The sequence below is a fragment of the Paenibacillus sp. FSL M7-1455 genome (assembly GCF_038004655.1).
Taxonomy (GTDB): Bacteria; Bacillota; Bacilli; order Paenibacillales; family Paenibacillaceae; genus Paenibacillus_AQ; species Paenibacillus_AQ cookii.
On the sequence record NZ_JBBORO010000001.1, the window covers coordinates 4210481 to 4228300 of the forward strand.

The following is a 17820-nucleotide window of genomic DNA, read 5'->3' on the forward strand; positions in this document are numbered from 1 at the left end:
CGGGCTTTTCCAAAAAGAAAGCGCCCGCGAGGGCGCCAGGTATAAACCCGCGTGTCATGCCGCAAAATCCTGCGTCTTTTTGAACGCATCCCAAAGCTCCCGGCTGACCATGTGCACTTGTTTCCATTCGTCTTCGGTGACGGCCGCGGGGCTGTATCTTGCCTTCTCGAACAGCGCCAGCAGCCGGTTCAGGGAAGGAGCCAATGCAGGCATGTCCTTGTTCCATCTTTTGACCGATTCCCGCAGCGTTTCGTGCGAATCCCTGCGGATTCCTTTGCGCTTCAGTTTCCGGAGCCACCGCTCCGTCAAAACGACGACCTTCTGGTCCGGCGTCAGTTTCCGGCCCGTCCGGAAGCCCACGAGCAGGAAGCGGAGCGGAATCCGCAGCAGCCATGCGGAATATGCGGCAAACAAGGCGACGATCAGAATCGTGGTCCAGAGAACGACCGCGCCGGAAATGCCGGACGGCTGCGGTGCGGTTTCCGCGGGTTGCACGTCCTTCTGCACCTCGGGCTCCTGCTCCTCGACGGCCTCCGGAACGGTGACGGGCTTGCTGTCTTCCGCATGCGTAAGCAGCGGCATATTAAAGCCGGGCGTCGCTTCGACCGGAATCCAGCCGTAAGGGCCGAAATAAATTTCCGCCCAGGAGTGGGCATCGGCATTGGTTACGGTATAGGTCCCGCCGTCCGGAAAATCGCCGCCCTGGCGGTTCATCATGTCCGAATCCGCTTGCTGCATGCCGGGAGCATACCCTTTGACCCAGCGAGCGGGAATGTGAAGCGAACGGGCCATCATCACCATGGAAGTGGAGAAGTAATCGCAGTACCCTTCCTTCACTTCGAACAAAAAGCCGTCCACGAAATCCTTGCTCGTTTTGGCGGACAAATCGGGCTGGTTCGTATACCGGAAATTGTTTATCAGGTAGTTTTGCAGCAAACCGATTTTTTCATACGGCGTATCCGCCGAAGCCGTCACCTGCTCCGCAAGCTTGCGCGTCCGTTCCGGAAAGTCCCTCGGAATCTGCAGGTAGCTGTCGTCGACGCCATGGTCGCCGTAGAGCTGCTTAAACGTTTTGCGGCGGATTTCATCCTCCGGAACGACCGGGATCTCCGAAACGACCGTATACGTTTTCGGATATTCCGGCTGTTTGGTCGAGGTGGTCCAGTGCAGGGCCGACTGCTGCGGGTCCCACAGCAATTTTCCCCCATCCGCGTTGTCGACGCTTTTGAGCTGGGACACATGGTAAGCGCCGAACAGCACGGGATAAACCTGATCGCTAAGCATCGTCACCGTCTGCTCCAGCTTTTCGGTTTCGGGGGCTTGCGGGGTTTCGCTCGGAAGCGGCTCTCCCGCTTCCACTTCCTCGTAGCCGCCTTTGCCGCCCTGGTCCGACCAGCCGTTGCCCGTGTAAATCTGCCTCGTCTCGCCGCGCCAATAGCCGCGTTTGTCGGATTGAACCAGCATGACGGGGGAATAGTCGAAATTAAATCCTCCGCCCAAACGGCTGTCGTTTCGGCTGTAGCCCGAGGAACTGCTCTCTTTGGCGGAATCGAGCTCGCCGCTGACATCGGACGCGCCCCCCGCTCCGCCCGAAGTATCGATCCAAGCGGTATACGGGTCGGTCAACGTCGGAGGAACGTTCGGCATGCTGACGCCGGCGATGAACATGACGGAAAACAAAACGGCCGCATGGATCAGGATTTTGGCCGGGTACTTCCGCAGGCGCCGCCATCCGGCCGGAAAACGGGCCTGGAACCGGCGGAAATGCTCGCTGACGAGCCAGCCGAGCGAAGCGAAAACCGTCCATGCCACCTCTTGCCATAGGTTAACGGGCGTGAAGGAATCCAAAATACAAAACGCGATCACGTTCATCCCCGAAAAAAGAAGGATCCTGCGCTTCGTGCCGACAAGCGATGCGCTGAGCACCATCAGCAGCCAAGCTCCGAGCGCAATCCAGACGTAAGGCGACATATGTTCGATGTACTGCCGGATCCTGTCCGCCAAAGAGCCGGAAGGCGTGTACACCCAATACCGGACAAGCTCCCGGTGAATGAGGTATAAAATGACGACGGCTTCAAGCACAACGCGGTATATCCTTTTAATAGGAAGCAGCATTTCCGCGACGGCAACGAACGTGATCGTCAGCCATACGATCGATTTGGTTTCCTCGAACCACGTAAAATCCATAAAAAAGATCCATTGCTGGCCTATGATCCAAATCCAAAACATGGACAAGGAATAAAACAGCGATTTTTTCGCAAAAGACAGCCAGTCGCTCATGCCACTCCTCCTCCCAATGCCGCGGGCAGATCCTTTAAGTCGGCAACGGCGCAGCCGAACGTTCCCGCCGCTTTAAGCATCGAAACCCAGCCGTTTTCCTTGCCGGCATCGCCGGACGAACCGACCAGGATATGGGAAGGGGTAAACCCGCGCGTTCCGGCCCAACGCAGCGTTTCCAGCGTTTTGCCGCCGCTTGCCGGGCTGATCAGGACGAGCAGGCAGCCGGACGGGATGATCCGCGCATGTTTCTCCAGCTTGGGTTGAAGTTCGCCGAAACCGTCCGGCGTCACGTCCACCAGATGATGCATCATCCGCTGAAGTTCGCCCGGATTTTCGCTCGGAACGAACATTTTCGTCGGCTCTCCCGCCGTCAGCAGCCCGAGGCACAGCCTCTTTTGCATGGCGTAATGAATGAGCGAGGCCGCGGTCGACACGGCGAGCTCAAACTGCTTGTCCGAAGCGTAATGCCCGGAGATCGCGTCCAGCGCGATCATGATTTTGGGCACCGAATCGTATTCGAATTCCTTCGATTTCCAGGATCCGGTTTTGGCCGTGGCATTCCAATGGATCCGCGAAATCCGGTCCCCGTAGACATAGTCCCTGACGCCGTTGATCTGCGTCGTTTCCCGGCGGGAAGCGATCGACCGCTGCGGCCCGGCAAGCCTGGAATTCCGGTCGATCATCTGCCAGCCCGGGATGGGCACCGTGCGCGGAAACACCCGAAATTGTCCGGGCACATGGAACGTGCCTTTATGTTCGACGAAGCCGAAGATATCCTCGGTCACGCACTGGGTTTCGGTGAAATAGTACCTCCCCCGCTCCAGCGGCGGCGTTTGGAATACCAGCTCGCCGCCGCCGCGAAAATCGGGGATGACGCTTTCCTCGAACGACCACGTTTCCCCGTTGTGCCTTTTCATCACTTCGCGGATCACCACGTACGGCATCGGCAAAAATCCCGGCACGGCAAAGTTCAGGCTTACCTTCACCTGCTCGCCCGCCTGCAGCGTGTGGTCCGGCTCGAGCCCGGCGGAGAGGGTCCGCCGCCCGTGCACCCGCCGGATGCCGCCAAGTCCGCCGGCGATCAAATACGCGACAAGGACGGAGATCATGACAAGGAGCATCAGCGACGTTTTCCCGCCTTGAAACAGCACGAACAGCAGGCTGGCAGCCCATACCGCAAGCACGATCCAGAAACGGACATTCCGCAAAATCGGTCTTAAGGTCGTCAGCAGCGCCTTCATTCCGATCAGCGCTCCAAAGCCACAGGCACATGAACCTGCTGCAAAATCTGTTTCACGACCGATTCCGCGCTGACGTGATCGAGGCGGGATTCCGGACGCAGGATGATGCGGTGGGAAAGGACGAAAGGCGAAAGCACCTTGATGTCATCGGGCAGCACGAAATCCCTTTGCTGGATGAATGCATAGGCTTTGCCCGCCATCATCAGGGACAACGAAGCGCGCGGGCTGGCGCCCAGCATGACGGAAGGATGCTTGCGGGTCGCGCGGACGATGTTCAGGAGATAGTCGGCAACGGCTTCGTCGATGAACACGTTCCGGACTTCCTTTTGAAGCTCCGCGATGGCGTCCATGCGGGTTACCGGCTGCAATTGGTCGACGGGCTGCCCCTGCTTATGCTTCAGGAGAAGGTTTCGCTCTGTCGCCGCATCCGGGTAGCCCAGGCTGATTTTCATCATGAACCGGTCGAGCTGCGCCTCCGGCAGCATGTATGTTCCTTCAAAATCGATCGGGTTTTGGGTCGCGCACAGCATAAACGGTTTGGGAAGTTCGTACGTTTCCCCGTCCACCGTCACGTTCCGTTCTTCCATGACTTCAAGCAGGGCCGACTGCGTTTTTGTCGTCGCGCGGTTGATTTCGTCGGCAAGCAAAATGTTCGTCATGACCGGCCCCGGACGGAAAAAGAACCTCTCTTCGCGGGGATGGAATACCGATACGCCGGTAATGTCGCTCGGGAGAATATCGGGATTGCACTGCACCCGTCGGTAATCGCCGCTCATGGATCTGGCCAGCGCCTTGATCATTTGGGTTTTGCCCGTTCCCGGGACGTCTTCGATCAGGATATGCCCTTCTGCCAGGAGAGCAGTAAGCAAGAGCTGGATTTCAAAGGCTTTGCCTAAGATGCAGGATTCAAGGTTCGTTCTTAAGGCTGCAATGGTTTGCAGGGATTCGCTGCTTACGGGCATAGATCCGTGCCTCCTTATTTCGTTCGTTATCGTTGGATTAAGGGAATGATCGTTCATCGAATATTGCTAAATCTTGAGATAAGAAGCATATATCTTACATTGTACATGATCCTTTCCCGAAATGTATATTGTGCAGGACTCCTAAATTCGTCGTATACCTCGACATTCCCCTTCCCCCGGGCCTAAGAACGCATCAAGAAACAAAAAATCCCGGCTCGCCCAAATCGCTCCCCTGCTCCTATCGCGCAACGCAAAAAAGGCTCGCCCTGCAGTTCGAACGCTGCTAGGGAGAGCCCTTTGCCGTTGCTGTTGAGTTTTGAAAAACACGGCGGTTATCCGCGCGGACGGACGATCAAGGCTGCCAAAAACGAGAAAATGATCGCGGCCGATATCCCGGCGCTTGTCACCTCGAAAATCCCGGTCACGATCCCGACCCAGCCGTCCCTTTGCAGCTCCGACAGCGCGCCGTGCACAAGCGAGCTTCCAAAGCTCGTAATCGGAACCGACGCTCCGGCGCCGGCGAATTTGACCAGAGGGTCGTACAGGCCGAACCCGTCCGCGACCGCCCCGGCCACCACCAGCGTGCTCATCGTGTGCGCCGGCGTCAGCTTGAACGCGTCCATCATGATTTGCCCGATGACGCAAATTAATCCCCCGATGATAAATGCCCATAAAAATTGCATGTCAATCCTCCATTTCCAGCGCCACGGCATGGGCGATGCAAGGAATGCTTTCTCCCTGCTGGTAGGACAGCGGGGACAGCAGCGCTCCCGTCGCCACGACGAGCACCTTTTTAAGTTCTTTATTGGCCATTTTTTTCAGCAGATGTCCGTAAGCGACGACGGCGGAACAGCCGCAGCCGCTGCCCCCGGCCCTCACGTAAGTCTGGTTTTGACGGTCGTATACCATCAGGCCGCAATCGCCGAACTCCGTCTCATCCATGGGGACGCCCGCTTTTTGCAAAAGCTCCTTGGCGATCGGTAGGCCTACGGATGCAAGGTCCCCGGTAACGATCAGGTCGTAATGTCCCGGCGTCAATCCGGTATCCCGAAAATGGGCTTCGATCGTGTCCGCTGCCGCCGGCGCCATCGCCGCCCCCATGTTGAACGGGTCTTTGACTCCCAAATCCATGACCCTGCCGATGGTTGCCCTGGCGATGACCGGTCCGTTCCCGCTTTTGCCGACGATGCCGCAGCCGGAGCCCGTCACGGTATATTGCGCGGTGGGCGGTTTTTGCGACCCGTATTCCGTGGGGTAGCGGAACTGTTTCTCCGCCGTGCAGTTATGGCTTGTCGTTCCGGCCAGCACCCGTTCGGCAGCCCCGGAATCGACGAGCAGCGCCGCAAGCGCCAAACTTTCCATCGAGGTGGAGCAGGCTCCGAACACGCCCAAATAAGGAGCTCCGAGCGTCCTTGCCGCAAACGTGCTGCTGATGATCTGGTTCATCAGGTCGCCGCCGATGAAAAACTGGATTTGCTCCTTCGTCAGCCCCGCCTTGACGACAGCCAGCTGGGAGGCCTGCTCCAGCAGCTTTCGTTCGGCTTTTTCCCACGTTTTTTCGTTGATTTCGAGATTATCGTAAATATAGTCAAAATCGGAGGCCAGCGGTCCCTGGCCTTCTTCGGGGCCTACCACCGTCGCGCTTGCAAGGATGCGGGGTTTCGCCTGAAACTCCCAAGTCTGACCCTTGAGCTTCATTGGTGATGCACTCCCTCCAGCCCGAAAATGGCGTATACCAGCCCCACAAAAAATGCGGCGACGGTGCCGAACACGATGACGGATCCGGCCAGCTTGAACATATTGGCGCCTACGCCGAGGACGTATCCTTCGGCTTTGTGTTCCAAGGCGGCGGAGCACATCGAGTTGGCGAATCCCGTAACGGGAACCGCGGTCCCCGCCCCGGCGACCTGGGCGATTTTGTCATACACCCCGCAGCTCGTCAGGATCACGGAAATTATGATCAGCACCGCGACCGTCGGACTTGCCGCTTCCTTCGTCGACATGTCGAACAAAGCCATAAAAGCTTGCTGAATCGCTTGTCCGAGCAAACAGATGCCCCCGCCGATCAGAAAAGCCAAAATGCAATTTTTGAATATGCTCCGCTTCGGCTCGTGTTTTTGCGCTATGCTTTTGTAATCTTGGCTCGAAAGGTTGTCCAGCGAAAATTTGGCGCCTTTTTTAGTGCTCGCAGGCAAATGCGATACCCCCTCTTCCTCTTTTTCGGGCTCACGGAAAAATACGCGGTCCGGCTGTGTCGGAATGCCCTCGATGTGGCTTATTATTTGTCATGCGAAGGATAGTTATGTATTTTGCGCAAATGCTTCCTGACGGCGAACAGCCGCCTCGCAAGCTTCACGGGCAGCCGTTTACGCCAAAAGCTTCATTCCGCCAAAGCGGCAATCAGAAACACATCAAAACGATGACAAGCAAAATAAGAAGTACGCAAACAAGGATGACCGCTTTGTTCATCTGTATGAACTCCATGGCACGATGCTCCCTTCTGCACCTGATCAGGGCGTTCATCTATATCTATCGTATTCGGGAAAAAGCGGGAGGTGCTTCACCGCGGCAACATGGACAATCCGCTTCGCGGAGTTCATACTATAAAAATGGGAAGTACATAAGAAATGAGGATGGCATCCATCCGGATAGCAAAGCGCAAAGGAGATCAAAAGCATGGACCAAAAAACGATGGACTTATTCCGCAAGCTGACGGAATTTCCGGCCGCTTCGGGCTTCGAAAAAGAACTTCGGGCATACGTCAAGGATTTGATGGCCCCGTATACGCAGGAATTCGTTCAAGACCGTCTCGGCAGCTTGTTCGGCGTGCTCCGCGGCGACGAGCAGGGACCGAAGGTGATGGTGGCAGGCCATTTTGACGAAGTCGGCTTCATGGTAACGGGCATTACCGACGCCGGGATGATCCGTTTCCAGCCGCTGGGGGGATGGTGGAGCCAGGCCGTATTGGCCCAGCGTCTGCAGATCATGACGCCAAACGGACCCGTGATCGGCGTCGTCGGCTCGATTCCGACGCATCTGCTGGACGAATCGCAGCGCAGCAAGCCGGTGGACATCAAAGCGATGTACATCGACGTGGGCGCGGACAACCGCGAGGATGCGGAATCGTTCGGCATCCGTCCCGGGCAGCAAATCGTGCCGATTTGCGAATTCACCCCGCTTTCCAATCCGAAAAAAATCATGGCCAAAGCGTGGGATAACCGTTACGGCGTAGGCCTTGCCGTCGAGCTGCTGGAGGCGCTGCACAAGGAAAAGCTTCCGAACACGCTATATTGCGGCGCGACGGTACAGGAAGAGCTTGGACTGCGCGGTGCGCGGACGTCCGCCAACCTGATCCAGCCCGACATCTTTTTCGCTCTTGACGCAAGCGCCGCCAATGACATGACAGGGGACAAAAGCGCCTTCGGCCACATCGGGCAAGGTGTGCTTCTTCGCATTTTCGACCCGTCGATGCTGACGCACCGCGGCCTGGTCGAATACGTCCAGGATACCGCCGACACCCATAAGATCAAATACCAGTATTTCGTGTCGCAGGGGGGCACCGACGCCGGGCAGGTCCATTTGAGCGGCATCGGCGTGCCGTCGACCGTCATCGGCATCTGCTCCCGGTACATCCATACGTCGTCCTCGATCATCCACACCGACGATTACGACGCGGCGAAGGAGCTTTTGATCAAACTGGTGAAGGGCCTTGACCGCACGACGTTAAATACGATTTTGGAAAACGCGTAGTATCGCCAAAGAAACCGTCCGATCGATTCGTTACGAACGAAGGACGGTTTTTTGTTTGGCATCGGCCGATTTTGTCCAAGCTTACAAAAAAAATCATAAAATTCACAAAAAAATAGCATACACCGCCCAAAAATATGATAAAATGAAAGCGCTAACAGCTATCATCTTCTAAAGGGGGCTTTTGCAAGATGAACCAAAACGATAAGGTGATTACCGAATATTACGATTTCGATCCGGTCACCGACGCCTTTTTCTTCAAAACCGGCGCACAGGAGCAGGTTATTTTCCACGGCAGGAACTACATCATAAAAAAAAGACTGTCCTCCGCAGAACTCGCTTCGCTCAAATCCCAGCCCAATTTCGTCCGCGCCGCCTCAAACCTCTACGTCAATGTGAACAAAATTACAAATATCGACGGCACTACGCTGCATTTCCGGGACGAATTCGCCTACCCGCGCACGATTACGGTTTCCCGGCGGATTTTGGACCAAATCAAACGCCGCATGCCAAGCGCTCCCGACATCGCGTTGCCCAAGCAATGAACCCGGGTCCGGTTTCGTGAAGCGCCAAACGGCAGCCCCCCCAACCGGGAGACTGCCGTTTTTTCATGAACGGATGATGTCAATTGACCCGGAAAGGTTCCACTTTCCGATATCCCCACGAGCTTTTTCCGTCCTCCGGCATACCCGGCAGGATCAGTCCCCCGTCGATCCGGATCGTGATTCCCGTAATATAGGAAGCCTGCTCGGAGACAAGCCAAAGCGCCGCCAGGCCGATATCCTCCGGCATGCCGATCCGGCCGAGCGGAACGAGGGAGCCCATTTGGTCTACGGAAGGTTCCGGGTCCCGGACGAGGATGCCGCCGGGAGCGATGCAATTGACCCGGATGCGGTACGGCGACAGATCCAGCGCGACGGATTCGGCCGCCCGCTTGAGCGCCGCTTTGATCCCTCCGTATACGGCGTCTCCGGGATACGCCCGTTCGGCGTGCGTCGAGAGGATGTTGACGATGTTTCCTCCGCGTCCGGCCGCGATCATATGCTTCGAAACCTCCCGCATAAGCAGCATCGGGGCACGGAAGTTCAGCCGCATCGTATAATCCAGATGTTCCAGCGGCAGTTCCGTAATCGAAGCGTACATCCCGACGCCCGCGTTATTGATCAGGCAGTCGATTTGCCCCATCGTGCGCACCGCTTCCGCCGCCGTTTCCACCGCTTCGTCCGCTTCCGTCAAATCGCCTTCGCGCACGACACACGCCCGGCCGGATAATTTTTCGATTTCCTCCGCGGTCTGTTCGGCCATGGCGTCATCCCGGTAATGGGTGATCATGATTTCGTATCCCGCTTGCGCCAACGCAAGCGCGATGCCGCGCCCGATGCCCCGGCTGCCCCCCGTAACGAGGGCCGTTTTTTTGGCCGTCTTTGCCTGATCGTGATGCTCCATGATTTACGCCTCCTTCTCGTGCTTCAATATCAAGACCGATGTTTAGAATACACGTTAGCGTGATCCAAGGATGCTCTATACTGATCAAAACGCATAAAGAAGAAAATGTCAAACATGGTTATTTGATCAAATTCAAGGCGAACGAAAAACCGGTCCGGGCGAGCCTCCCGCCGCCCAAACCGGCTTTTCCTTTATTTTGCCATGCTTTTTTTGCCCGTCGCCCGCACTCGCGGATCCACCAACGTATACAGCATGTCCGCCGCCCAGTTGGCTAAAACGACAACCCCCGAAACGATCATGATGATCGCGATCAAAACGGGGAAGTTGCGCTTCAAGGCGGAGGTGACCATCAACGTGCCCAGGCCCGGCCAATTGAATACGTTCTCGACGATGGCCGATCCGCTGATTAGGACGGGAATGTCCAGCGCGATGAGCGTGATGACGGGAATGAGCGCATTTTTGAGCGCATGGACGTAGATGACTCTTCGCTCCGAGGCTCCTTTCGCCCGCGCCGTCATCAGAAAACCGTCATCCAACACCTCCATCATGCCGTCGCGGACAAACTTCAAATAATAAGCGAGCATGCCGATCGCCAAGGTAGCCACAGGAAGAATCATGTGCTGGATCAAATCCCATAACTCTCCCTCTTTGGAAGGCGTGTGCATGCCGCTCGGGGGCAGCCATAAAAGCTGCATCGAAAAAATCTGCTGCAGCCAATAACCAAGCACGAAGCCGGGAACGCTGAATCCGATCACGCTTAAAAACAATGCCGTTCTGTCCGAAACTCCGTATGGTTTGGTGCTGTTATGTATTCCCCACGGGATGGCGACCAAAAGCGTAAGGAGCCATGCGATGCCCAAAAGGAAAAAGCTGTTTTTGGCATTCCACCAAATGTAATCGCCGATCGGAACAAAGTTATAGTCGACGCCCAGATACCCTTTTGCAAGTCCCTTCAACCAGCGAAAATACTGCTCGTAAAGCGGCAGGTCCAGCCCATGAAGATGCTTCTGCTCATCCACCCACTTATATTGCTCTTCGGTCATGCCGATGCTCGCCCAGGGATTTCCCGGCATGAGATGCATGAGGACGAACGCAACAGATGAAACGGCAAACAGCACGACAACGGATTGCACCGTCCGAAAAAGGATGTACTTCCACATACGGGGTGCCTTCAAGCTCCTTTCCTCTGAAAAGTCACTCTATCAACTTCCACATATTAGTAGGATACACCAAGATCGCGCAAACCTAAAGACAAAGTTCTGCAGAAACCGGCGGCTTTTGCGGCAGCGGCTGCATGACCGGAGTAAGTCGGGTCAGCAGGCGGATGCGCGACAAAAGGCGGCGGACATTCAAATTCCGCGCGCCTTTTTTTGATGTGTTTACCCTCCGGCGACACGGAGCGGGCAACTAAAAAACGGCATCAATAAAGTCCGTTATTACGACGACGATTTAACCCCTTTTCCTTCGGGTTGATGCTCCGGCTGCCCGTATACGACGGTCCCGTCGTTTTGGCGGATCCAGGTCGCAAAATCCCGTTCCCCCGCTTTCAATTGAATGACCCGGGCCCCCGTCGGGAAATGGTCCTTCCGTTCCCCGCCCACGTAGCTGACGTATTTGGTCGCCCTGCCGTAACAAAGCCGGATGCCGTGCAGCGTGCCGCAAAAATCGTTGGCATGGTCGTGCCCGACGAAAGTGCCCATCACGTCGCCCATTTCGAGCATCGCCGCAAACATCCCCGAATTGAACCGCGGGGCGGAGCAGGTGCCGTCCAAACGATGACCGTGGCATACTTCCGTTTCCCACACCTCGTTGTACTCAGGCAGCGGAATATGGAAAAAAGCGAGCGCAGGCAGCGGCGTCCCGCCGTTTTGCCCGGTTAACGCCTTCGATTCCGATACGTACCAATCGATCTGGTCCCTGCGGATCCAATCGTACCCGCCGAACGGGGAATAATCGCCGCTGTCGAGAAAATAAAGCGCAGCTCCCGCTTCGCCGCGGTCGTTCATGACGGTTAACGTAAAGTTTCCCGCCCCGCTGATCCCCGGCGGATCTTCCTTGGCGACGCAGTATTGGTGCTCCAGCTGCAGCCGGTGCATCTCGGCCCGGGCGACGATCCCTTCCGAATCATGGTTGCCGAATACCGCGGCCCACGGAATGCCGCTGTTTTCGGCGACGGCTACGGCCTTGCGGAACGACGCCATCGGGTCTTTCGTCCTTGCGCTCGCGATGACGTCTCCGGTGAACACGATCAAATCGGGCTGCTCCTCCCGGATGACCATCTCCATCAAGCTTTTTGTTTCCGCATCCAGTTTGGGGGAATCGGGATCGACGTCAAATTCGTCGATAAACTCGACGTCCGTAAATTGCACGATGACAAACGTGCCGTCCTTGCGGAATTTCAAGTTTTTGTCCATCTTGCGGCCAGCCTCCGTTCTTGCTATGGATTTTTGCGGCATGTTTTATGCCGGTTGCGCCTTGCCTTCGTTCCTGCATAGGGGTGCATTCCAGCCGATCAAGGACGGCCGCGCCTTCCTGCTCGCGGATCAAAGCAGCATCCGTTCATCCGGTATATTGCTGCGGCAGACGGTCTGGAGATCGGTTCGGAAAGCGGCTCCAAAATCGCTTCGGCGCCACCTCCATGATAAGGCATCAGAGGGACGAACATCCAGCCCATGCTCGGCGTTTTTTCCATGTTCCGTCAAAAATATTCTGCCGGGCCAACATCAGCTGCCTTTCCCTCGGCAAGTCCCAGTTGACTTCGCGGTATCCCATGCCCGTTTTGTTCGAGCCGTTCAGAAAATACCAATCCGGCACGTTAAGGTACACGCCGCTTCCCCTGCACCATTTGTAAAAATCGGTGATCGCCCTGTCAAAGCCAGCTTCCGAAAGACAAGATCAATTTCGAAGCCGACCTCGGCGCATTGGTCGATGGCCGCCCGCACTTCCTCCGCCCTGTCGCTCATGACGTGCATGAAAATCGGATTGTCTTCGACCCAAGGGGCCAAAACGCGGTACATCCTTTTTTTGAGCAAGCCCCTTGCGCTCAAGGTCCGTGCTGTCATGAACCAGCTCAAACGTCCGGAACGTGTCGAACGCCTCGCCGGCCGGCAGGGTAACTCCGGGTCCAAGCGGCGGCGGGACAGTGGAAGATCATTTCCCCAAAAAATATCTGCCTCAAATCGCTTGAGGCAGATATTTGGCTAACCTTTTAGAGTTTTGTGTAAACTTCCAATGAAGATTGCTTATCGCTCCAGAACGATATCTATTTCAGACGCAGCTTTAGTCAGTCCTTCTTCTGCCGATAATTCTCCTTGAAAAATGCGGGTCATATAAGAAGTATAAATTTCATCAATTTGGCTCCAAGCTTTAACGGGCGGTCTTAAAAAACTATTGTTCAATGCCTCTTCATAAGGACGAATGATGGATTCCAGCGCTGCGTTTTTTACTTTCGCCTCTCGGTTTGTTGGAATTAGCCCGGTTTGCGCCATGATTTCCTGAGATGGTTTACTCGTCATAAATTTCATGAACTCCCAAGCCTCTTCAGGTTGTTTAGCCCCCTTAGGAATGACTAAATCTTCACCACCGACGATTGAGGACGGACCAAATTCATGTGGAAAAGGAACTGCTATCGTTGAATTTAAGGCCCTACTCAGTTCATCCCCCTGAAAAACACTATAAAACCATGGACCTTCATCAGTGACGAGAATATTTCCTGATTTGACTCCTTCCCAGTTATCGCCGCCGCCATTGACAACAGTTCTATCGATTAGTTGCTCTTGATACAAAGAGACTAACTCCTCAACCGCATGAACGGTTGCTTTACTGTTAAGGTAGCCTGTAGCCTGCTTATATTGGTCATCAGTCATTTTGCCGCCCAGCGCATAAATACAAGGGAGGGTCTTCCATGTATCCAAACCGCCGAGACCGATCATATACCGTTCTTTCCTTGCCAGCTTAATAACTTCTTCAAACCTTTCCGGAGGAGAAGACAAACCAGCTTGTGTCAAAAGAGAACGGTTATATATTGCGACTTTAGTATTAATGTTAACCGGAAGCGAATAATTGAACCCCTCATAATATCCCACCAAACCTGCGCTCGATTGAAGCAGGCTTACTACGGATTCAAAATCATGGAAACCGTTCAATGGGGTGAGCAAACCGCTTTGGGAAAACTCCGGGACCCACGCGACATCCATACGTACCACATCAGGAGAGCGGTTGGCGGAGGCCTTGGCGATTAGAGTGTATTTGAGTTCAATGTTATTTGCATGTCTTACCGGATGTACCCGTATCCCCGGATTTTGTTTTTCAAAGGCAGGAATGAGCTCTTGTTCAAGGAGATGAGTTTCTTCATCACTGTAAGTGTGCCAAAACTCAATGGTACGGGTCTGAGGATTGTTTAGCTTTTCGACAGCTTCAGGGTCCGTGATGATCGAATTTCGGTTGCAAGCAGTCAACATCACGATGATGACAAAAAAACAAAGGAACCGCTTCATCCCCAAACCACTCCCTTTTTATACTTTCCGATCATGCTTATCCCTGTATTCCACAGGCGTCATTTGCGTTATTTTCTTAAACAGTCTGCTAAAATACTTCACGTCATTGAATCCCGATTTCTCAGCTACTTCGTAGATTTTATACTCCTTCATCAAAAGCAATCGTTTCGCTTCATGTAATCGCAGGTCGATGACATAGTCAATGAAATTTTGTCCCGTGTGTTTCTTGAATAAATTTGAAAAATAGCTTTTGCTGACATGAATAAAATTGGCAACTTCCTGCAATGTTAATTCATCTGTAAAACGGGATTTAATATAATCAATAGCATTATTAATTAATTGCCCGCCTTGTCCACGATCAGTGGAAACAAGAAAACCCGGATGTTTCATTTCGTCGACCAGCCCGTTGATCGTCTCGATTAATCCATCCAAGGTTTCCGAATGTAAAATGCGATCCCGGGTATCCGCCAGCAGTTTTGCGTCTCCGAAGGAATAAGCTAGAGCGCACAACAACTCGTAAGCTTCATTCTTCACTTGGTCGGGTGGATTCTTGCTCTTTTTCCAGCGGGAAACGAAGCACTCCAATACGGTGGCTGTATCCCTTGCTTCACGGATCATATCCAAAATACGGTGCAGTGGAATGGATTCCGGAGAGGGTTTAAAAGTATAAGAAGTCGAATCCTTCCACTTGAACGATTTTCCCGCCCCTTCATAAAACCGCCGGACGCTGGCTTCCCGGCTTTTTTTGAGCCCTCTTTCAAGCCATTCATCTGCTTGTTCCACGCAAAATCCCAACGTGATACTGACGTGAAGGTCACTCTCGATGCGAGATTTTAGTTGTTCAAGGATAAGTTCTGTATCTCCTTCTTGCGGAAAGATCATAAATATTCCCTCACCTGCAAGAATGGGAGCGCTCCCCTGCGGGATTTGGTCATAAAAACAAGCCTGTATTTCTTCATAAATGATACTGATATGAAGCTTTCCGTACAGCTCTTGCCATTCTTCAAGTCCGTCCAATACTCCGAAGGCACATACATAAGCTTCTGTTGTTTCTCCAAAAATATCAGTAAACCTCATTTTCGCCTGCTCCGTAACGAGCCATCGGATAATTTCCTGTTCCAGCCGTTTTCTCTCCAATTTATGCACATGTTCCGAATATATTTGCCGCTCTACGACTTGTTGCCTCTGCTTTTGAAGCATCACCTTACAACGGTCCAGCACTATGATCAGTTCTCCGGCTTCCAACGAAGGTTTTAGTAAATAGTCTACCGCTCCATATTTCATGCCTTCTCTGACATAATCAAACTCGTTATAGCTGCTGATCAGAACGACTTTCATATCCGGATTTACCTGCAATGCCTTCTGTGTAAGCTGAAGACCATCCATGAGAGGCATTTTAATATCCGTAATCAAAATATCGATCGGCTTTGTTTGAATCAACTCCAGCGCTTCCACCCCGTTTGCACAATCCCCTTCCAACTGAAGTCCATGCAGTTCCCAATCGATAAAACCTTTCAGTCCTTTTCGGATTATGGGTTCATCATCAACGATCAGCACACGATCTGTCATTTTCCAACCTCCTTCGGGAAACGAATCAAAATCAAGATTTTCGTTCCTTTCCCCACTTCGCTGTCAACGGTCATTGTTGAGCCGTCATCATAATACAGCCGCAAAGTGTCCGAAATATGCATCAGTCCGATTCCCATTCTCTTTTGTCCGCTAGCCGATGTCAGTTGTTTTAACTGATCTCGACTCATACCAGCTCCATTGTCTTCAATCGTTATCCATAATTCCCCTGGCTTTACGATAGAGGAAATCTTAATGTTTCCCCCTCGGTTCAAAGGAACGAATCCATGGAAAACCGCATTTTCCACAAGTGGTTGTAGCAGCATACGTGGAATTTTGAAATGTTTGGATTCAGGCTCTATGTTCAAAACCAGTTCATATTTACAATCATAACGCATCTCTAAAATGACCAAGTACTTCTCGATGATCTCCAACTCTTCCGAAAGGGTGATCAGTTGGCCGTTTTTGCCCATATTGGCTTGCAAGAGACGGGTTAATGCAGCCAGGCCTTCATCGGCCCGGTTATTTTCCCCGGAACGGATCAGCCAACGTAATGTACTTAACGTATTATAAAGAAAATGAGGATGAATCCGGTAGGTGACGGCTTTAATTTCAGCCTCCATTTTTTGTCTTTCTTCCTCTCCTACCCTCGTCATCAATAGCTCTATTTCATCAAGCATTTTGTTGAAGTGCCTGCTCATAAGTCCAAATTCATCAGTAGCTTTCACTTGGGTGCGAACCTTCAAATCCCCTTGTTGAACTTTTCTCATTCCGATGGTCAATTGTTTAATCGGATTGGTTACCCATTTCGCGATGATTAAACCAATGATGACGGCAATCAAGGCAAAACCCGAGGATGTTAATAAAATGCGACTATGAAGTTTGTCCAGCGCCCCGGTAATTTCTGATGCCGGAACTGTACCCACCAATATCCACCCGTTGCTTAACAACTGCTTGACTCCGTAATAATGAGTATTCTTCATTGTTATTTCAAATTCCGCAGCATCTTTTAACACAATTTGTTCGTAAAGCTCCCGGCTAGAAACAACTTGTCCGACTTTGGACAAATCGGGATCAATCACGATTTTCCCATGCCGATTAACGACCATAAAGCTTCCCGTCTCACCTAATTTCACTTGACTGATCGTATCAATGATTGACTTCCCGTTTAAATTCACTAGTAATATTCCGATTTGATCCAAAGATTGAAAATCTTTCATGGCTCGGCTGATCGGAAGAACCAGGTCGGTGTTTTCTCCCCCGCCACTAAAGGGGTCTCTACGTAAGCCCAACCAAACCAGTTCCCCGTCCTTCTCTCTAGATTCCTTCACCCACTCCAAGCTGCTAAAATCCATTCGCTTTAGTTTTACGGATGAGAATGTACCGCTACCCCAACCAAGACTGCCGTCTTTCACGATATTTATGCTTCTCACAAAGGAACTCGAGAACACGACATTATTTAGTCGAGCCGCCATGTCCCGACTCAAATCTACTTGGGTACCGAGAGAGCTGCTTTTAAAGTGGTTGACGGATTGTTGGATATTTAAGTCGCTATAGATCAAATCCGATGTATCGCTACCCACATTAAGAATCGACGATAAGGAATCAGCCGTTTGCTTAGTCAATTGTATAGCCGAAGCCCGAACATTTTTCTTTACCAAGGCGGATGATTCCAGATAAAAGGAAAATCCAGATAAAATAGTCGGAATAAGGATGATGAACAAAAACGCCAATATCATTTTGGTAGCGAATCGGTTCTTCATACGATTAAAAAATGACATTTGCTGCTCATCTCCCTAGTTTGTTTCATAGACATATATAATCAATGCTTTAAGTGACGCAACCCAATCGGATTGCACCACATTTCTCCATTATTGATTATAATACCAATCCGCTCAACAATCATTGCCATTTCCTGACGGGGGGCTTCGGGTAACCGAATCTCCCGACGCTTCCATTTCATGGAGTAAAAATTAATCGTACGAAAGTGAAACGAGCGAAATTTCATAGGCGCTCACACCTGTACTGTCTATTGTTATGTCGTATATTCAGCAAACGCTTTCATATAGTACGGAAAACCAA

At 52.7% G+C, this 17820-nt stretch carries 15 protein-coding genes; 2 read left to right on the forward strand and 13 right to left on the reverse strand.

What is annotated here, in order from left to right; translation table 11 throughout:
• Positions 1–54 precede the first annotated feature (54 nt).
• From NYE48_RS19470 to spoVAC, 6 genes are all read right to left on the reverse strand, one after another.
• On the reverse strand, positions 55–2280 hold the full coding sequence (locus NYE48_RS19470; RefSeq protein WP_212947282.1) for a transglutaminase TgpA family protein: 2226 nt from the start codon (positions 2278–2280) through the stop codon (positions 55–57).
• The gene (locus NYE48_RS19475; protein WP_340999739.1) at positions 2277–3521 is read right to left on the reverse strand and encodes a DUF58 domain-containing protein; all 1245 of its coding nucleotides are present in this window, start codon (positions 3519–3521) and stop codon (positions 2277–2279) included. The genes NYE48_RS19470 and NYE48_RS19475 overlap by 4 nt, the downstream gene beginning before the upstream one ends.
• A gap of 5 nt (positions 3522–3526) precedes the next feature.
• Positions 3527–4483: an AAA family ATPase gene (locus tag NYE48_RS19480; RefSeq protein WP_036715180.1), complete on the reverse strand. Its 957-nt coding sequence runs from the start codon at positions 4481–4483 to the stop codon at positions 3527–3529.
• Between the two features lie 332 nt (positions 4484–4815).
• Positions 4816–5166 carry a stage V sporulation protein AE gene (spoVAE, locus tag NYE48_RS19485; protein WP_036715182.1) on the reverse strand — a complete coding sequence of 117 codons (351 nt, stop codon included), beginning with the start codon at positions 5164–5166 and terminating at the stop codon, positions 4816–4818.
• Position 5167: 1 nt separating this feature from the next.
• Positions 5168–6181 carry a stage V sporulation protein AD gene (spoVAD, locus tag NYE48_RS19490; protein ID WP_212947284.1) on the reverse strand — a complete coding sequence of 338 codons (1014 nt, stop codon included), beginning with the start codon at positions 6179–6181 and terminating at the stop codon, positions 5168–5170.
• Positions 6178–6678: a stage V sporulation protein AC gene (gene spoVAC, locus NYE48_RS19495; RefSeq protein ID WP_036715183.1), complete on the reverse strand. Its 501-nt coding sequence runs from the start codon at positions 6676–6678 to the stop codon at positions 6178–6180. Before spoVAC ends, spoVAD begins: the two co-directional genes overlap by 4 nt.
• A 481-nt stretch (positions 6679–7159) precedes the next feature.
• On the opposite strand from spoVAC, the gene NYE48_RS19500 reads away from it, so the two are divergent.
• Together NYE48_RS19500 and NYE48_RS19505 are read left to right on the forward strand one after the other, a co-directional pair.
• The gene (locus tag NYE48_RS19500; RefSeq protein WP_036715184.1) at positions 7160–8233 is read left to right on the forward strand and encodes a M42 family metallopeptidase; all 1074 of its coding nucleotides are present in this window, start codon (positions 7160–7162) and stop codon (positions 8231–8233) included.
• Positions 8234–8421: 188 nt separating this feature from the next.
• Positions 8422–8775, forward strand: coding sequence for a LytTR family transcriptional regulator DNA-binding domain-containing protein (locus tag NYE48_RS19505; RefSeq protein ID WP_036715185.1), 354 nt, complete (start codon positions 8422–8424; stop codon positions 8773–8775).
• 79 nt (positions 8776–8854) lie between these two features.
• Here NYE48_RS19505 and NYE48_RS19510 read toward each other — a convergent pair whose 3' ends face one another.
• From NYE48_RS19510 to NYE48_RS19540, 7 genes are all read right to left on the reverse strand, one after another.
• On the reverse strand, positions 8855–9676 hold the full coding sequence (locus NYE48_RS19510) for an SDR family NAD(P)-dependent oxidoreductase (protein ID WP_340999740.1): 822 nt from the start codon (positions 9674–9676) through the stop codon (positions 8855–8857).
• A gap of 191 nt (positions 9677–9867) precedes the next feature.
• Positions 9868–10836: an ABC transporter permease gene (locus NYE48_RS19515; RefSeq protein ID WP_340999741.1), complete on the reverse strand. Its 969-nt coding sequence runs from the start codon at positions 10834–10836 to the stop codon at positions 9868–9870.
• A 276-nt stretch (positions 10837–11112) separates the two neighbouring features.
• A complete protein-coding gene (locus tag NYE48_RS19520; protein ID WP_340999742.1) occupies positions 11113–12090 on the reverse strand; it encodes a metallophosphoesterase family protein in 978 nt (325 codons plus the stop codon).
• Positions 12091–12325: 235 nt separating this feature from the next.
• Entirely contained in the window at positions 12326–12502 is a 177-nt protein-coding gene (locus NYE48_RS19525; protein WP_340999743.1) for a hypothetical protein, read from the reverse strand.
• Between the two features lie 416 nt (positions 12503–12918).
• The gene (locus NYE48_RS19530; RefSeq protein WP_340999744.1) at positions 12919–14172 is read right to left on the reverse strand and encodes an extracellular solute-binding protein; all 1254 of its coding nucleotides are present in this window, start codon (positions 14170–14172) and stop codon (positions 12919–12921) included.
• An 18-nt stretch (positions 14173–14190) separates the two neighbouring features.
• Complete coding sequence (locus NYE48_RS19535; RefSeq protein ID WP_340999745.1) at positions 14191–15741, reverse strand: response regulator transcription factor; 1551 nt, start codon at positions 15739–15741, stop codon at positions 14191–14193.
• Complete coding sequence (locus tag NYE48_RS19540; protein WP_212947296.1) at positions 15738–17519, reverse strand: cache domain-containing sensor histidine kinase; 1782 nt, start codon at positions 17517–17519, stop codon at positions 15738–15740. The genes NYE48_RS19535 and NYE48_RS19540 overlap by 4 nt, the downstream gene beginning before the upstream one ends.
• Positions 17520–17820 lie beyond the last annotated feature (301 nt).

Bases quoted from the DNA above. Each gene is read 5' to 3' on its own strand.
- NYE48_RS19520 (WP_340999742.1), bottom strand. From the start codon at position 12,090: ATGGACAAAAACTTGAAATTCCGCAAGGACGGCACGTTTGTCATCGTG.
- NYE48_RS19510 (WP_340999740.1), bottom strand. From the start codon at position 9,676: ATGGAGCATCACGATCAGGCAAAGACGGCCAAAAAAACGGCCCTCGTT.
- spoVAE (WP_036715182.1), bottom strand. From the start codon at position 5,166: ATGCAATTTTTATGGGCATTTATCATCGGGGGATTAATTTGCGTCATC.
- NYE48_RS19530 (WP_340999744.1), bottom strand. From the start codon at position 14,172: ATGAAGCGGTTCCTTTGTTTTTTTGTCATCATCGTGATGTTGACTGCT.
- NYE48_RS19480 (WP_036715180.1), bottom strand. From the start codon at position 4,483: ATGCCCGTAAGCAGCGAATCCCTGCAAACCATTGCAGCCTTAAGAACG.
- NYE48_RS19505 (WP_036715185.1), top strand. From the start codon at position 8,422: ATGAACCAAAACGATAAGGTGATTACCGAATATTACGATTTCGATCCG.
- NYE48_RS19535 (WP_340999745.1), bottom strand. From the start codon at position 15,741: ATGACAGATCGTGTGCTGATCGTTGATGATGAACCCATAATCCGAAAA.
- NYE48_RS19500 (WP_036715184.1), top strand. From the start codon at position 7,160: ATGGACCAAAAAACGATGGACTTATTCCGCAAGCTGACGGAATTTCCG.
- NYE48_RS19470 (WP_212947282.1), bottom strand. From the start codon at position 2,280: ATGAGCGACTGGCTGTCTTTTGCGAAAAAATCGCTGTTTTATTCCTTG.
- NYE48_RS19475 (WP_340999739.1), bottom strand. From the start codon at position 3,521: ATGAAGGCGCTGCTGACGACCTTAAGACCGATTTTGCGGAATGTCCGT.
- spoVAD (WP_212947284.1), bottom strand. From the start codon at position 6,181: ATGAAGCTCAAGGGTCAGACTTGGGAGTTTCAGGCGAAACCCCGCATC.
- NYE48_RS19540 (WP_212947296.1), bottom strand. From the start codon at position 17,519: ATGTCATTTTTTAATCGTATGAAGAACCGATTCGCTACCAAAATGATA.
- NYE48_RS19515 (WP_340999741.1), bottom strand. From the start codon at position 10,836: ATGTGGAAGTACATCCTTTTTCGGACGGTGCAATCCGTTGTCGTGCTG.